This is a genomic window from Vibrio azureus (genome assembly GCF_002849855.1).
GTDB lineage: Bacteria > Pseudomonadota > Gammaproteobacteria > Enterobacterales > Vibrionaceae > Vibrio > Vibrio azureus.
Genome location: NZ_CP018617.1, coordinates 316,426 through 331,564 on the forward strand (window position 1 = coordinate 316,426; position 15,139 = coordinate 331,564).

Here is a 15,139-nt window from a genome sequence, read left to right on the forward strand (position 1 = left end):
TTAAAGTTTTTCAGCAAGTCCTTCTGAGTAGGATATACTTATTTATGCAAGATTTTATTGAATATATCCACTAGCTGATTAAGTTTGAATTAAGCCACTAAAAGCACAATCAAAAATATGAAAGCAAATAAAAACAATGATCTACACTTTTATGAATTGTTCATCACCTTGCAAGGCCGTATCAGCAGGCAAACATTTATTGTCGGTACTGTCTTTGTAATAGCGGCTTTTCTTTGTGCGAATATACTGCTGAGTTACACATCTGTTCATACAATGGCTGCTTCATTTTATGTGTTTTTACCCTTCGCGTGGGCCTTGTTAGCGTTAGCTGTAAAGCGCTGCCATGACATCAATTATTCCGGTTATTGGTTGATCGTTTTGCTATTACCAGTAATTGGCCCATTATTCCTTTTGGGCCAATTATCATTCCGTAAAGGAAATGCCGCTCTTAATCGTTTCGGTTTACGCTTTGAAGACATTGAAACAGACTATTTTAAAAATCCAGATGTTGAGAATAGACTGGTCAATGACGTCACCTTACAAAATCCAATCACCGTGAAACAAAGTCTCAAGCCAGCTACGGTTGAAGAGCTTATCAATTTTATTAAAACGACTCACGAGCCTATCTGTATCGGTGGCGGTCGTTTTAGTATGGGTGGACAAACTGCGAGTGCCGAAGCCACGTTTATTGATATGCGTGATCTCAACCAAGTGACGCACTTTTCACTTCCTAATAAAACCGTCACTGTACAAGCTGGCGCACGCTGGTGTGATATTCAACGCTTTATTGAGCCATTCGACCTATCCATTAAAATTATGCAAACCTATTCCAACTTTACTGTTGGTGGCTCCCTCAGTGTGAATGTGCATGGTCGGTATATTGGATTAGGCCCATTAATTCTCTCTGTTAATTCAGTGACAATTCTTCTTCTCGATGGCACAGTGAAAACCGTTTCGCCAACAACGGATTCGGAGTTGTTTTATGCCACCATTGGAGGCTACGGAGCAATCAGTATTATATTGGAGGCAGAGTTGAGTCTGGCAGACAATATTCGTCTCGAAAGATCCAAACAGCGCCTATCCGTATCAGAATATCTCAAGTTTTTTAAAGACAACGTTCGTCAATCTCAATCGATTGTATTGCATAATGCCGATATCTACCCACCGCATTATAACAAACTCCTTGCGATATCGTGGCAAGCAACCGCTCGCCCGGCTACAACCGCTACGAGAACTCAAACAGTTAAACGTGTTTATCCGATTTTCCGTTACTTGTTCTGGCTAGTTTCTAGCATTCCTTTTGCAAAATACTTCCGTGAATATGTCATAGATAGCTTGTTTTATAGTAAGAAAGTCGTCCATTGGAGAAACTATGAAGCTGGCTATGATGTTGCTGAGTTAGAACCGGAATCAAAAAGGAAGTACACCTATTTTTTGCAAGAATACTTTGTTCCAATTGATCGCTTGGATGACTTTATGAGCGACATGCGTGAAGTCCTAAAGCGTTATCAAGTTAATATGATTAATGTTTCGATCCGACACGCCTTTGCTGATCATGGCTCATTGTTGGCCTGGGCACAAACGGAAGTCTTTGCTTTTGTGATCTATTACAAGCGTAAAAATACGCCAGAGGATGCTAATAAAACCGCTATTTGGACGAGGGAGTTGATCAATAAAGTATTGAGAGTGAATGGCAGTTATTACTTACCCTATCAGATACAAGCGAGTGAGAGAGCGTTCCATCAAGCATATCCGAGAGCAAAAGAATTATTCGCGTTGAAACAACAATATGACCCAACATATCGACTGCGTAATCAGCTCTGGGACACATATTACAAACCACAAATTGATAGACAGGCAAAGACAACATCAGCAAATGCAGAGTTTCATGCCGTTTTAAACCATAGTGATTGGCACGACAAGCTGTATTTGTTCTTGCAAAATATTTTCCGCCTTTATCCTGAAGACAAATTTTTTATCTTGATAAAAGAGCTCTCACGCGGTTTTGATAACGATAATGAGACGTACAATGCGATTCAACAACAGATTAAATCCATCAAGCCATTGTTGAGTGAGTTAACTTATGCGGTTCCGGCTCTGCGTACACAAAAAGCAGAAATGCTGAAACAAACCCGGCAGTTATTGGGTATGCGTAATCAATTTGATGGTTATGTTGAAATGGGGTCGACCGGTCGCTATTTCAGTGTACTCAAGAAGCACATGAGCTTCACAGGGAAACAATACTTTATTCATGAAAGCCCACCTAGCAATAGTCCACCTGATCTATTAGATAGAGGTCAATTTAAATTTGAAGGTCAATACCTGCCACTCAATGATTATGCAGCGATAACACCTGAACAAATACCTGATAATAGTATTGAACTGTTTACTTGTTATATTGGGCTTCACCATATCACACTTGACCGTCTTGATGCCTTCATCGCCTCTATCGTCAGAGTGTTGAAGCCGGGTGGTGTCTTTATTTTACGAGATCACGATTGTACGACAGAAGAAATGAAAACCTTTGTTTCACTTATTCATACAGTGTTTAACTGCGGCACTATAGAAACGCTGGCCTATAATCAAGCGGAGTTTAGACACTTCCGTGCAATCAGTGAATGGGTAACAATGTTAAAGCAGCACGGTCTAACCACAGATGGCAGAAAGCTTTTACAAGCCAATGATCCTTCTGATAACTTACTGATGCTCTTTACTAAAGAGGAGCGTTCGGCATGAATCTGAAAAAAGTAACCTTGGTTACCCTTGGCTTACTGGTCGTTTTAGGTATTAACAACTTATGGCGTTCTTCTGAGCCAAGACAAGTTATTGATTCAAAGCCAGCCCAATCATCTGAAATTGTTACCCCGATAGAATATCAACGTCCACTCAATCAGACACTGCTGACTTTCTCTGAATGGTATCTTGTTTATAGCCCCAGTAACTTTGCGACGTTTATTAAAACCCATTTCACCAATCAGTTTCCTTTCTTCGGTGAGAGCTTACAATTTTGGCAAGGCTATTATCAAATCAGCAGATATGCGAAACAATTGAATTATTCAAATGTATCCTACCATATTATGCTCTGGGTCATTGGAAGCAGTACAACGATTGAATACACCATCCGTGGTATTTATGAACAAACCATTGGTGCCTTTACTGCGAGCGTTTCTGGTCGGGTACAGGAGGATGATTACGCTGCCAAAGTCGCACAAGATTACGTGGATTTTATTAATAAACGTCCTTGGTATGAATTTGACTTCGGCTCAGCCCTCAAACATCTATGGACTGATAATGCATCAACACCACTTTCATTGAGAAAATTTGAACGTCTCTATGTGTTGACTAGTGAGTACCTCGTTAAAATGATTTATGCGAAAGTCATCAAATTAGGTACCCATAGCGCATTTGGTGTCGCGAAACCAACCACTGCTGTACTGCTGCAAGCAAAAGCAACAGAAATTCCAAAATCGGCTGAAATTAAACAACGTTATGAGAACGGAGACGTGCTGGTACTGGCACCACGTTATGAACCTTTTACACAATTTGTGCTTGAATTGAGTAAACAGCCTGCAGCGATCAAAGAAATCGCCGGCAACAACCATTTTATTACTATCAGCGCCATCTCGGCTGATACCGCAAACCTTAAATGTAATGCGTGCCTCACCTTATTTACACAAAATATCCTTACTCAACCGCATCAGATCAGAACCGTACTGATTGCACCAGTGACTACCCTCCTCGACAATATCCGTGAGATCCAAAGCAGTGGTTATAGGATTGAACATGTTTATGATTTTTGAGGATGATTAAAATTGCTCCACTTCCAGAGTGGCGTTGTATTCACAACGGAGAATGGCGTACCGAGTCTGAGATTGCACAATTAAAAAAAGACAGTGGCAATACGCTAAGTGATACGGTTTGACGTATTTTATATGATTGCATTAAGCCATCATGGAATGAAATTAAGAAGCCTTTCTAACTGGAGGCTTCTTTTTTTATTCGTGAAGGTTTAAGCTTTGGGGTGCAGGCAAAAGAGATATAATCGTGAAATGTTTATAGCATACCTGCCAGTTTTCAGTGTTTGTCCCTGTTGCTCGTGCCTGTTTCGCTGTTTTCGAGCAATGTAAGAGGATGAGCACATACATTTCTCAGCCAACGATAATATTTTTAAAGGCTTAGCTGAGGTTTTTTATTGAAAGATTTAAACTGCAATAGATGAACTAATAGTTCCATGCCGAAAAACTTATCAGGTTTGCGGTTAGAAGCATAAAACTCGAAAAGAAGATCCAATTCTTTCTCTTAGGTCGTATTTTATACACTCTTTCATCACGTTGTACATAGACGTCACCACTAAGAAGCAAGACAAGAGTGATAGGCGTGCATAACAGCATAGTCATAATTATAAACCAAGCCCGACGGTACCATGGCGTTTGCTCATAGCGGATATCTAATATTTCAAATTGGTCACTGGGAAGTAATGAGTTATCTTTATTCTTTGTCATAAACTATATCTAATTTTTAATCTTGAAAATTTGATTGCTGTGATCATCATAGCTAATAAAAGCTGCTATCTTTTAAACGTTGCCATGAGGAGAATTGGTATTTTTGACCAAACGATGCAGAAATATACATGCCATTAGTTTAAAGTTTATATTTTGTAATGAAAAATAAAATAAGCCTGAATAATTAGTGTTTTTTACTAAATCTTTCTTATTGTGATTTATGTCACACTTTAGTTTTTTCTATACCCTCTGAGAACAATTCAACGAAAAAGTATCAAAATATTATTTTTAAATCAGACTATTGATTAATAGGTTAAAGTACTTATTGGTTTAAGAGGTAACGCTCATCAAGATCCAAGTGGCTCTTCACTTTGCTTTACCATTCCAGTAGAAAAAATTTATAAACTTAAAGCCAGGGCAAAACATCAAATTTATTTTTAATCCGGCACCATCTTTGAAATTCGGAACTAAAGAGATAGACTGTCATTCGCTTATCATCTGTATTGATGGTATATTTTGTGCTGGTGAGCAATTTTCCAAGGCTCCGTTTGTTATATTGCCTTATCCATTTTGAGTGATATTGGTGGGGGCCGCTCCATTACTCAGTATTATTCCTTTCTTATTCAATGGTGTATTTGCAACTGAAACTATATCAATGCTTCCTTGTTACATTCATGTCGCTTTAGGCTTGATATGGTTGATTCTTAGTGCAAGCATTTTATCATATAGGTACCTGATCTATATGCGAAGTAAAATTTGGTTATAAGGCATGACTACTAAAGAATTATATAGCGCTTAGTTGATACTTTGATTACGAAGTTAATATTTACTCTAAAGGAAAATTAAGAGTAAAGGCACCTCTGTAGTGCCTATACTTGTTTATTTCTTTAGTTATGTTCTTTATATTTTTATTGTTGTTTTTCACCGTGCCTAATTACAAAGCGATTGTGGCGTCGACTTCTACGAGCAGATCGGGGTGAAACAATCCTGCAACCTGAACCAAGGAGCTTGCGGGGTAATGGCCGTTATAGATCTCTATTAACGCTTCTCTTGCTGTAGGAATATCTGCGGTATTAGTAATGTAGATTGTGACTTTTATCAGTGACGCTAATGTCTCTCTATGATCCAGGGCAACGGTTTCAATCTGTTTATAAATGACTCTGAGTTGTTCGTCAATGCCTTGTTTTTGCGCACTCGAACCGAATGCAGTAAAGCCCGAAGTATAAAGTACATTTTGGTGTTCTACTGCATGAACATAAGGACCCACTGCATCCCCGAGTTCTGAGTAATGGTGCTTCTTAATTTTAGCGTTAGGCATGTTATTTTCTCTGAAATTTGAATTGGATTATTTTTAACGTGATGCTTTGGATGAACGGACCAAAAACGATGGAAATAGTGGCTGCTGTAGGCCAAGCAAACATAAATGCTTTCCCCAAGCACTTAAAAAACTTTCTTTAAACCCTATATTTAACCACGTGATCCACAGTGTCATTATGCTTGATAATAACAGCGACATGAGTAATCCCAAAATAGCTCTTTGTTTCATATGAGTGTTTATCTGTGAGCCCTCCATTGGAAAGCTTGCACGATCTTTATCATCATCAATGTATTACGGTCTCACATTTATCAGTCTGGAATTTCAAACATAAGCAAACGAGAGAAACTGCATCAATTCGGCAGCAGAGTAATCTCCAAGTTGATGATATTAAGATGGCAAGCCAGTTCGCTCGTGATGGGCTTGGTTTATCTTTATTACCTGTTTCTGAGGTTTACAATATGTTGCAGTCAGGTGAATTAGTGATGCCACTACCTAATTGGTTTGGACCAAAACGAGATTTATACTTGATCTGGCCAAGCGGGCGTCTACTTGGTGCTAAAGCACAGGCTTTTAAATTTGATGTACAGAAGTATATGAGAGAAGTGATTCATTCGTTTATGCAATTTTACTAATAGGGTAGGCTAGATGGTGTTTTCCCATATTGACTCTGTGTGCTTAATTACCTAAGTTTTTTCTTTAAAAGCTTGTTTATATTGCGGTAAATTCGATAGAGGGAGAGGTTGTATTGAAAATTACAGAAGTGGCTAAGCCAAGCGATGAGGAGTTTGAAACGCTTAAATTTGGCCTAAATGGATTTAATGAATTTTATACTGGGTTATTATACCGAGAAACGGTTTCTTCCTTTGTAAAAGATAACAATGACAAGACTGTTGGAGGTATTCTCGGGGAAATAAAATGGGGTTGGTTGTACGTGCAAGGGCTGTGGATTTATGAACCTCTGCGTTCAAAAGGCTTGGGTGCTGAATTATTGAACCATCTAGAAGAATTTGCGTTGTCTAAAGGTATTAGGAATTATCGACTTGAGACAACTTCATTTCAGGCTTTAGGGTTTTATAAGAAACATGGCTATGAGGTATTTGGACAACTTGATGATATGCCACCAGGTTATACGAGTTTCTTTCTCAAGAAACAGATAGATTAATAATTGCGAGTAAAAGGCAGAAATTAAACAATAAAGGCTAGAAAAATAGGGACCTTCCGATCTCTACTCCTATTTTATTTTGGGTATATATAAATAACCGACCTATACTCTATCTACCTAGTCACCTACTAAGTACTCAGGAGTTGCGTCATGAAAAAAGTGTTATCTTTATTAATCGCAGTATGTTTTGCTGTACCCAATATGGTACTGGCTGTCGATGTCAATAAGCTGACAGAGTCTGTCGATAAAGAAAAAGTGACTGATTCGCTTGATATGGAAAAGTTAAAATCATCAGTGGATGGAACAGATGTCGATTACAAAAAAGCCTATGAGTCCATTGATAAAGATAAAGTCAAAGATGCGGTTGACCTAGATAAAGCAAAGGCTGCGTTACTTGAATAGTATCGAGCCGTATTTAAGATAACCGGGCGATCATTGGATCGCCCTCTTTATTTCTTGTTATTATTATACCCTAGTCTTTAGATGCCCATTCTCAGTATTCACTTGTTGTATTCGAGTATGATTTTATATTTTCACCGTATTTGGTTGCTGGTTTTCTTTCATGGTATTGACCTCTTGTACTTGAATACGCTTCCATATGTTTACGGTATCTAGCACTCGGGTCCTCTAACTCGCTATTTTCTGATTCTATCTCCGTGTTTTCAGCTGTTTTAGTAATGTCTGATTCTTGGCTTTCTGGTTCAGCACTTACTTCTGATAATAGCGAATTTTTGTTTGCTTCAGTGATACTTGGTATTGGGTTTTCTTGTTCACTATCGGCTTCTGATAAGCGTGCATCTTTGTCTGTTTCCGTGAGATTCTGTATTGGGATTTCTTGTTCATCATCGGCTTTTGATAACAGCGAATCTTTGTTTGTTTCAGTGATACTTTGTGTTGGTTTTTCTTGCTCAGTACTTTCTTCGGATGAGAGTGAGTGTTTGTCCGTTTCTACGTTCGCTTCTACGATGTTCTGTATTTGGCTGCCTTGTCCAGCATCCGTTGCTAGCGCCTGAGGTTGTTTATCTGTTTCTACGTAATTTGGTGCTTGGTTTTGTTGCTCGAGCTGAGCTTCTAATCTCTGAATTTTTTGCTCTAACTCTGTGATTGTTCGTGCCTGGTTTTGTTTTTCTATATTTACTTCTAGTGCCTGAAAGTCTTGAATATTTCTAGTCGTTTCCTTTGCTTGTTTTTTTTTCTTGTAACGCACCTTTTGCTTGTTAGGGTGTTTGTTGGCTTTTGTTGTACTTGGTGCCAGATGCTGTTTCTTTTTACGTACTTTTTGTGTTTGAGAGTGCTCTTCAGCCGTTTTGGCGCTGATTACCGGTGTATAATTTTCTTCAATCACTGGCTGTGTTTGGATGCTTTTATCTAGTCTCGCAACATCCTCGGCTAGCAGTTGGATACGCTGTTCCATGAACGTGTTATCAGAAGGGCGCGATGTATCACTAATACTATTTTTCTGTGAGCGAGAGAGCCCTATTGCAACTGTCGTAAAAAAGACAATAGTCGCAGGAAGCCACAAACTCTCATTATATAAGAGACTAGAGAGCATCATTAGCCAATGGTTTTCTGAAACAAGTCTTATACCCATCGTTAGACATACCTCATTCACCAAGGTAAAGCCTGCAATCAAAAATACAATAGTGATGAAAAGTTTACCAATTGCATGAGCAAACCAAGCGAGCAAACTAACAATTATGACGGTTATGATTTCCATACGTTTTTATGCCTATATTTATTATTAACACCCCTGAATTTAAAAGGGATCAGGATAGCCTGACGTTATGTCATCGGTTATTAGAGGCATCATGTCAATGCCTTCAAAAGCGAGGCTTTCGATATTGTATCTTTGGTAATTCAAATGAATAAGTGAATATTCTATAAACCCTCATATGCACTAAATAAAAATACGATTAGAAAGTATTATTTGAAAGTGAATAGTGACAATCACTATTTTGACTGTTTTTTCGACAGATGAAAGGAGCAAACAGGGGAGTAAGAGTATATTGAGCTAAAAAATCATCAACTTGTTATTTTTTACATTTATATCGTAATTTATTAAATGACAATTAATTTAATAAATTACGATATTATTCATAATAAATCATCAATAATATGGTGATTTGGCTATCACATTTTCACAAGATCAAAATTAATATCAGCGATGTCCTGCACTGTATTAGAGTGTCGTGACCCTAATTTGCGTCTCTCTGTTCAACACATTAACGACGCGTGCTTGAAAAATGCTAACACCTTCAAATGTAACAATCCAAACAGGTACTCCTGAACCTAGTAATAAACCTAAAAACCTATCGAAAAACTCAAAGCAAAATTTCTCTAAATCGGTAAGAAAAGTTTCAATGTAGTGGTTTAATGATCCCGGACACCAAGTTAGGTGGTAAAGTCACCACCAAAAATGAGGTGTTCAATGACAAAACGACAACGACGAACATTTTCGTCTGAATTTAAAATGGAAGAGGCAAGCTTAGTTCTTGACCAAGAATACTCGATACCTGAAGCTGCGCGCTCCATAGATGTGGGAGAAATGGCGTTGAGACGTTGGGTCGAGCAACTCAAACTCGAACGTTCTCGTTAATTGACCAATTGAGGGAGTATGAATCAGTCAAAATGCTCTACGAACTGTTCAGTGTCGCCTCATCTTGTTACTACGCGTCTAAACAGCGTAAACCAGATGCCCAACGGGTCCGACTGATTAGCCGAATAAAAGAGCTCTTTAGCATGAGCCGAGGTTCAGCAGGCAGCCGACGCGTTGTCGGCTGGTCTCTATCCGACAAGCCTGACACTGACTTAGCTTGCAGAGCTTTAGAAATGGCTTGGGAGCAGCGAGGGCGGCCTAAGAATGTTATGTTCCACTCAGACCAGGGCAGCTAATACACCAGTCGGAAATATCGCCAGAGGCTTTGGGATACTCAAAACGCAGACTGAATATCAGCCCCAAACGAGCTAGAACTATGCTTGCTGATTAAGTTGAGAGATGGTATCTACTTGATAAATCCTAAACAAATCAAGGTGCCTTTGATATGGATATTAAAAAGCTAAGGCAAGTTGAAACGGACACGATGGAATTTTCACAAAGGCTTGAGGATAGCGTTGAAGTCAGCCGTGCGAAGCGCTCTATTATGGAAAAACAAGATACGCCAGACTTTTCTGGAGTGTTGATCGCAGTGAATAGAGCGGGGAATCAATTTAATATTTATTCACGGGTTGAAGAATCTGGATCTTTGAGGGAGCGCTTGGGAACTGGACGGCCATTCGGCTGTCCAGAGTTTGACCGTAATTGAGCAATATTTTTGTCGAGTTAGATTTTGATTTAAAACGTAGGGATAGACTTATTGAAGTTTTTAATGGTATTTTGCATTTGATTATAATATATAGTGCAACTATATGCGTTGTATTGTGTTACATCAGTTCTGAAGGGTACATCACCAAAACTTGTACTTGTTCTGCTATTAAAAATAGAAATGTTTACCATGTTAGATACTTTATTTAATATCAATACCATTATGTATACTTTCCCAATTGCAGGTTGGGGTGTCGATACTTATGCGATGTCTTATCTGGAATTTTGGGTTAGCCTGCTTAATCTAGGCTCTGTGATTGCTTTTCGTAAAAACCATATCTCAGCTTATCCGCTGTCCATTATTGCATGTGCTGGCTTAGCCGTCATGTTCTATCAAATTAACCTCTACTCAGATCAGTTACTTAATATTTATTTTATCGTGATCTCAATATTTGGTTGGATTTGGTGGAAAAAGAAAAAAGATGATGGCAGTGAGCTTTTTAGTATTCGTTATATGAATAAAGCTTCTCAACTTAGAATGATTGTGGCCTCAGTTATATCTATTGTTTTACTTGGCACTTTTATAGACCCGATTTTTTCCTCACTGGCAACATTAGTCGCGACAATATTAGGTGAGAGCTATACTCACACCAATGCCGCTTTGCCGTATTGGGATGCTACAACGACCGTTTTATCTGTATTTGCCATGTATTTGTTGACAAGACGATATGTAGAAAGCTGGATATTATGGGTGATCGTTAATGTGATTAGTGTCGGGCTTTATTATTATCGTGGTGTTCTGTTTCTTTCGCTTGAATATATTATTTTCCTAGCAAACGCAATTTACGCTTGGTATCTCTGGCATAAGGAGAGCCTTTCATACTCAAGCAACCTCAATACATGTGACTCAGTGACTCGCTCCTAAAGGGACGGCCAGGAGTCGTCCCTCCATTTTGTGATGAGCTGTCTTATGGTATGAATCCGTGACAGCTATTTACCTGTGATTTTTCTGATAGAAAGCTTAATCAAGATAAATATTGCGATGATGGCTACAATCACATACTCAAATGAGGCCATAAAGCCGACAAATAGATTTACTTTCATCAACATCAGTGCACAAAACATCGACAGAGCTAACATCAGAAACAGCCCTATAATGCGCCCAAAACCAGGGATATACCTAAGGTTAGTGTCTTTAGAAATAATCAGAAGGCTGACGATCATCGAAATGATCGTAAGAAAGTAGAAAGTATAATTCACATTTAACAAGCTTGTCCGTGTGAAAAATAATGTATAAGCGGTTAACACAAAACCAATCGCACCAGGAATAGCAGCCGCATAGATGAGGAGAGAGTAGACATACTTATGTGGAGCTTTGATTCGTTGTGCAGGTTTATTGAGTAAGTTGTAGAACAAAGAAATTAAAGGTATCGCAGCAAGGTATATCAACACTTGTAGGTGATATTGCTCAAGTGAAATGAGCAACTGATTTATTGTCATGATTTTGTCCGTATTATTCTGATTAAAATCATTTTAACGGTCAATCTTTTATGTTGAAAGCGCTTATTTTACTATCGAACTTCTTTCAGGTGGTGATAGAAGCTTCTCTTTAATGATTGCTCTCACTGCTTTATAAAACATGGTTTATATTTAAAAATGACAACATATGAGATAGAGTTAAAAATCATCCAATACTCAAAGGAATATCGAAATGTTAGTGAAGAAAGGGTTAATCGCGGCCATGCTCGTGGGAGCTTTTAGTGTTCATGCCAATGATCTTCAAGATAAAAGTGATCTACAGGATGTAAAGGATACGATAGGTGATATACAAGAGAGTATTGCACAATCTCAGGATACGATGCGATTCGAGCGCTCTGTCTCTCCGCCTTTCAACACGCCAGAACCTAAATACAATAAGGATAAGCCTTCACACAGTTACTTTGTATTAGAGAAGTATGATATCTATAGCAGTGCTGAGGGAGAACGCACAGTACAAGCGTTCATCACTAACAACTCTTTTAGTGGTGTTAAACTGAAGCCTTCTCAGATCAAAGCTTACTTTGGTGGTCAGAACTATGTATCGCCAATATCCATCGATCAAGAAGGTAGTTTCGCTCAAGGAGAATCAAAATCAGTGACGCTTCATTTTGGTCAACATGATGTACCCGTTATGGGCTTGATCACTCGAAGTTATTAGAATCTTTTGGCGACAACACCCTACCCAAACGGCGTGGTTAAAATCGTTAAAAAAGTCTGAGAATTAAGGTCGCTCGCTTTTTGTGGGCGCGTTACTGTGCCGACTTCTTACGCCAGATAACCGTTCTTCTTACAAAAAAAGAAAGCGCCTGCTATTCCGTTTCGTTGTCTTCCTTGAGTTCGACTCAGTGACCTCGCCCTTTGGGAGCGTATCACTGAGCCGACTTCTTGGGTCAGAAAACCATTCTTCTTACAAAATAAGAAAGAGCCTGCTATTCCGCTTCGTTGTTTTCCTTGAATTCAACTCAGTGACCTCGCTCTGAATCAAGCATCTTGAAGTCACTTGGGTATAGACCGGCATTTTATTTTGGTCATTAATGTTTCATATCTCAAGCTCGTTCTAACTCGTCTCGCTGAGCAAAGCAGCTTCATTGAAAATATTATTCTGAGGTTACTTGAGTATAATTCAGCCCCTTTTATTTGAATTAAAAGCAGTTGCGCTCCGCTATTTACCCATAATTAATAGCTCACCTTTTTAATCGCTTGTATATGGAATAAATCTATATTTTACATTTATGCGAGCGTATCAGGCAATTGAATGAGTATCTTACGCGATCAAATAAAACGTTTACTTAATCAAAAGAAGTGTTATTTAAAACGGAATAAATTAACACGCCATGGAAAAAAATCCTACGGACTATTAATTTAACAACATTAACATTTAGTAATAAAAACTACGAACAACAGCATTAGTGAAAGATTGTTATTTTTAATTTTATCATGTATTTGACTTTACTTCAGGATTTTAGAGCATGCGTACGTATGTGCTGGTTAAATTATATAAAATAAAGGGAATTTTATGGATATTATAACTTTAGTTGGTGAACAAAATAATCAAATTAAGATCTGTCATAAATTACTTACCGATGCAGGTTTTTGTGTCCATTTGGATACTGCTTGGGATACCCCCTTTTTAAAAAAACATCAGATCTTGTGCTGATTGAACAACCGCAACTGTTAAGCAAAGCAATACCATATCCGTTACCTAACAGTATACCTGTCATTGCCTTAGTTAACTCATCGGTATGCTGGCCGATGACAGAGGTAAATCATGAGATCTACGATTACATTTGGACACCAGTGATTGGTGAAGAATTGATCTATCGCGTTAATCATGCACTTAAGAATACTGCGCGAGTAAAGCTGATAGATAATGACGATAGCTGCGAGGACAAGAGACTGGACATGATTTTTAATAGTCTGGAGACAAACCCTCAAGTTACTCCATTGGTGTTGAAAACTTGTCATTATTTGCATCAACACATCGAGCAAAAGCTAGTTCTGGATCAAGTTGCATCAGCGATGGGTACCAACAGGAGTAAATTGGCCGCAGAGTTCAAGTACTCACTTGGTAAAGGTGTGTTTGAATGGCTGCGTGAACAAAGGTTGCTGAAAGCCAAGCATTTACTTAGCCATACCAAAATGAGCATTCAGCAAGTTTCGCTATCGGTGGGTTATGAAAATAGTGGCAATTTTTCAACGGCCTATAAGAAGCAATTTAGCTTGTCGCCTAAGCAGCAAGTCAAATTAATTCGGTAAAATTCTATCCATTTTTGCAGAAATCGATGCACATTATTACGCGATAAAATGCATATCTTACGCATTCAAAAGAAATGGTTTTAGATTTGCAATAAATTAACAGGGTGGATTAACACCCTGTAATGAAAAGTCACAATAATACAGAGGTTTAAAGAATATATTAGCTATGATTCTGGTGTTGTTATTTACCAGTAATCGTGTGAATAAGGAAATTATCTTAAGAAAGTCAAATGGGACTTTTCGGCGGAGCCTGCTCGAAGGAAAAAAAATGCAATATTGGTATGCGATTTATACAAATCGAGATGCAGAATTCAAACTGCATGACAATATACAAAACTACAGTAATAGCAATTCTCTGAATTACGAAATCTATTTACCAATAGTCAAAGAAAAGCGTCAGTGGAGTGATCGAAAAGTTAAGGTGAATAGGCCAATGTTCAAAAACTATTTGTTCGTCAAGCACGGAGCAGAGGGGTTTCATCAACTCAAATCTCTTCCTGGTTTTAAGGATTATGTTCGGTTGGGACGTTATCCAAGCCAAATTACGCAAGAAGAAATTGATATGGTTAAGGTTGTCGAAAAAAACTTCGATAAAGTTGAATGTGTATCCTCTCGATTGATGCGGGGAGATAAAGTTAAAGTGTTTAATGGTGCGTTAAAAGGGCATCAAGGAATTTTGATCAAAGAGCCACACGGCTACAAAGTCGCATTAGAGCTCACTAGTTTAAGTCAGTGTATTAACGTTGAAGTACCAATTGAACACATCACATTATTGTCGTGAGGACACGATTACCATTGCAAGGAGCATGTTATGAATACACTAAATTATCCATCCATTTCACGCCAACAATGGCAACAACTTACTCAGATGATTGAGAGTAAGTTCGCGATTGTTATCGATTCTGAGCAAGGTCAAGCCAAGAGTAATGGTTTTCGATTTAGCTGGGCATATAACTCGCAGCAACAAGCTCTAGAGCTCATTTGTAACGAGAAGCCTATTTTCGTGCCATATACTCTGATTAAGCATCAAGTAGACTCTCTCGTAAGCCAACTTTAACCGC

At 38.4% G+C, this 15,139-nt stretch carries 16 protein-coding genes and 1 pseudogene; 13 read left to right on the forward strand and 4 right to left on the reverse strand.

Going from position 1 to position 15,139, the window contains the following annotated elements:
* Nucleotides 1-117 precede the first annotated feature (117 nt).
* Both BS333_RS15235 and BS333_RS15240 read left to right on the forward strand, forming a co-directional pair.
* The gene (locus tag BS333_RS15235) at nucleotides 118-2,736 is read left to right on the forward strand and encodes an FAD-binding protein (protein ID WP_021710361.1); all 2,619 of its coding nucleotides are present in this window, start codon (nucleotides 118-120) and stop codon (nucleotides 2,734-2,736) included.
* Complete coding sequence (locus BS333_RS15240) at nucleotides 2,733-3,800, forward strand: hypothetical protein (RefSeq protein WP_021710360.1); 1,068 nt, start codon at nucleotides 2,733-2,735, stop codon at nucleotides 3,798-3,800. The genes BS333_RS15235 and BS333_RS15240 overlap by 4 nt, the downstream gene beginning before the upstream one ends.
* A 1,636-nt stretch (nucleotides 3,801-5,436) precedes the next feature.
* Here the strand turns inward: BS333_RS15240 and BS333_RS15250 are convergent.
* Together BS333_RS15250 and BS333_RS22630 are read right to left on the reverse strand one after the other, a co-directional pair.
* Nucleotides 5,437-5,820 (reverse strand): RidA family protein, encoded by a 384-nt coding sequence (locus tag BS333_RS15250; RefSeq protein ID WP_021710359.1) that lies wholly within the window; start codon nucleotides 5,818-5,820, stop codon nucleotides 5,437-5,439.
* A gap of 33 nt (nucleotides 5,821-5,853) precedes the next feature.
* Entirely contained in the window at nucleotides 5,854-6,075 is a 222-nt protein-coding gene (locus BS333_RS22630) for a DUF2798 domain-containing protein (protein WP_472579707.1), read from the reverse strand.
* Here BS333_RS22630 and BS333_RS15260 point away from each other — a divergent pair.
* The 3 genes from BS333_RS15260 (at nucleotide 6,063) to BS333_RS15270 (ending at nucleotide 7,384) form a co-directional block, all read left to right on the forward strand.
* Nucleotides 6,063-6,452, forward strand: a complete 390-nt coding sequence (locus tag BS333_RS15260; protein ID WP_021710358.1) for a LysR substrate-binding domain-containing protein — start codon at nucleotides 6,063-6,065, stop codon at nucleotides 6,450-6,452. The genes BS333_RS22630 and BS333_RS15260 overlap by 13 nt on opposite strands.
* 113 nt (nucleotides 6,453-6,565) lie before the next feature.
* Nucleotides 6,566-6,982 carry a GNAT family N-acetyltransferase gene (locus tag BS333_RS15265; protein ID WP_021710357.1) on the forward strand — a complete coding sequence of 139 codons (417 nt, stop codon included), beginning with the start codon at nucleotides 6,566-6,568 and terminating at the stop codon, nucleotides 6,980-6,982.
* A 150-nt stretch (nucleotides 6,983-7,132) separates the two neighbouring features.
* Nucleotides 7,133-7,384, forward strand: coding sequence for a hypothetical protein (locus tag BS333_RS15270; protein ID WP_021710356.1), 252 nt, complete (start codon nucleotides 7,133-7,135; stop codon nucleotides 7,382-7,384).
* 91 nt (nucleotides 7,385-7,475) lie between these two features.
* Here BS333_RS15270 and BS333_RS15275 read toward each other — a convergent pair whose 3' ends face one another.
* Nucleotides 7,476-8,699: a hypothetical protein gene (locus BS333_RS15275; RefSeq protein ID WP_021710355.1), complete on the reverse strand. Its 1,224-nt coding sequence runs from the start codon at nucleotides 8,697-8,699 to the stop codon at nucleotides 7,476-7,478.
* A gap of 711 nt (nucleotides 8,700-9,410) precedes the next feature.
* Between BS333_RS15275 and BS333_RS15280 the strand changes: the two genes are divergently transcribed.
* The 4 genes and pseudogenes from BS333_RS15280 to pnuC all read left to right on the forward strand — a co-directional run bounded on the left by BS333_RS15280 (nucleotide 9,411) and on the right by pnuC (nucleotide 11,208).
* Nucleotides 9,411-9,578, forward strand: coding sequence for a transposase (locus BS333_RS15280; RefSeq protein WP_021710354.1), 168 nt, complete (start codon nucleotides 9,411-9,413; stop codon nucleotides 9,576-9,578).
* A 164-nt stretch (nucleotides 9,579-9,742) separates the two neighbouring features.
* Nucleotides 9,743-9,871 (forward strand): annotated as a pseudogene (locus BS333_RS22310) (DDE-type integrase/transposase/recombinase); the annotation flags it as partial.
* A 152-nt stretch (nucleotides 9,872-10,023) separates the two neighbouring features.
* Nucleotides 10,024-10,284, forward strand: a complete 261-nt coding sequence (locus tag BS333_RS15290; protein WP_021710352.1) for a hypothetical protein — start codon at nucleotides 10,024-10,026, stop codon at nucleotides 10,282-10,284.
* Nucleotides 10,285-10,473: 189 nt separating this feature from the next.
* A complete protein-coding gene (gene pnuC, locus BS333_RS15295) occupies nucleotides 10,474-11,208 on the forward strand; it encodes a nicotinamide riboside transporter PnuC (protein WP_021710350.1) in 735 nt (244 codons plus the stop codon).
* Nucleotides 11,209-11,273: 65 nt separating this feature from the next.
* Here pnuC and BS333_RS15300 read toward each other — a convergent pair whose 3' ends face one another.
* Entirely contained in the window at nucleotides 11,274-11,783 is a 510-nt protein-coding gene (locus BS333_RS15300) for a hypothetical protein (protein WP_021710349.1), read from the reverse strand.
* A 211-nt stretch (nucleotides 11,784-11,994) separates the two neighbouring features.
* Here BS333_RS15300 and BS333_RS15305 point away from each other — a divergent pair, with 211 nt between their 5' ends.
* From BS333_RS15305 to BS333_RS15320, 4 genes are all read left to right on the forward strand, one after another.
* Nucleotides 11,995-12,480, forward strand: coding sequence for a hypothetical protein (locus BS333_RS15305; RefSeq protein ID WP_021710348.1), 486 nt, complete (start codon nucleotides 11,995-11,997; stop codon nucleotides 12,478-12,480).
* Between the two features lie 956 nt (nucleotides 12,481-13,436).
* Nucleotides 13,437-14,078: a helix-turn-helix domain-containing protein gene (locus BS333_RS15310; protein ID WP_033003998.1), complete on the forward strand. Its 642-nt coding sequence runs from the start codon at nucleotides 13,437-13,439 to the stop codon at nucleotides 14,076-14,078.
* Nucleotides 14,079-14,346: 268 nt separating this feature from the next.
* The gene (locus tag BS333_RS15315) at nucleotides 14,347-14,859 is read left to right on the forward strand and encodes a UpxY family transcription antiterminator (RefSeq protein ID WP_021710346.1); all 513 of its coding nucleotides are present in this window, start codon (nucleotides 14,347-14,349) and stop codon (nucleotides 14,857-14,859) included.
* Between the two features lie 30 nt (nucleotides 14,860-14,889).
* Nucleotides 14,890-15,135 carry a hypothetical protein gene (locus BS333_RS15320; RefSeq protein ID WP_021710345.1) on the forward strand — a complete coding sequence of 82 codons (246 nt, stop codon included), beginning with the start codon at nucleotides 14,890-14,892 and terminating at the stop codon, nucleotides 15,133-15,135.
* The last annotated feature ends 4 nt before the right edge of the window (nucleotides 15,136-15,139 follow it).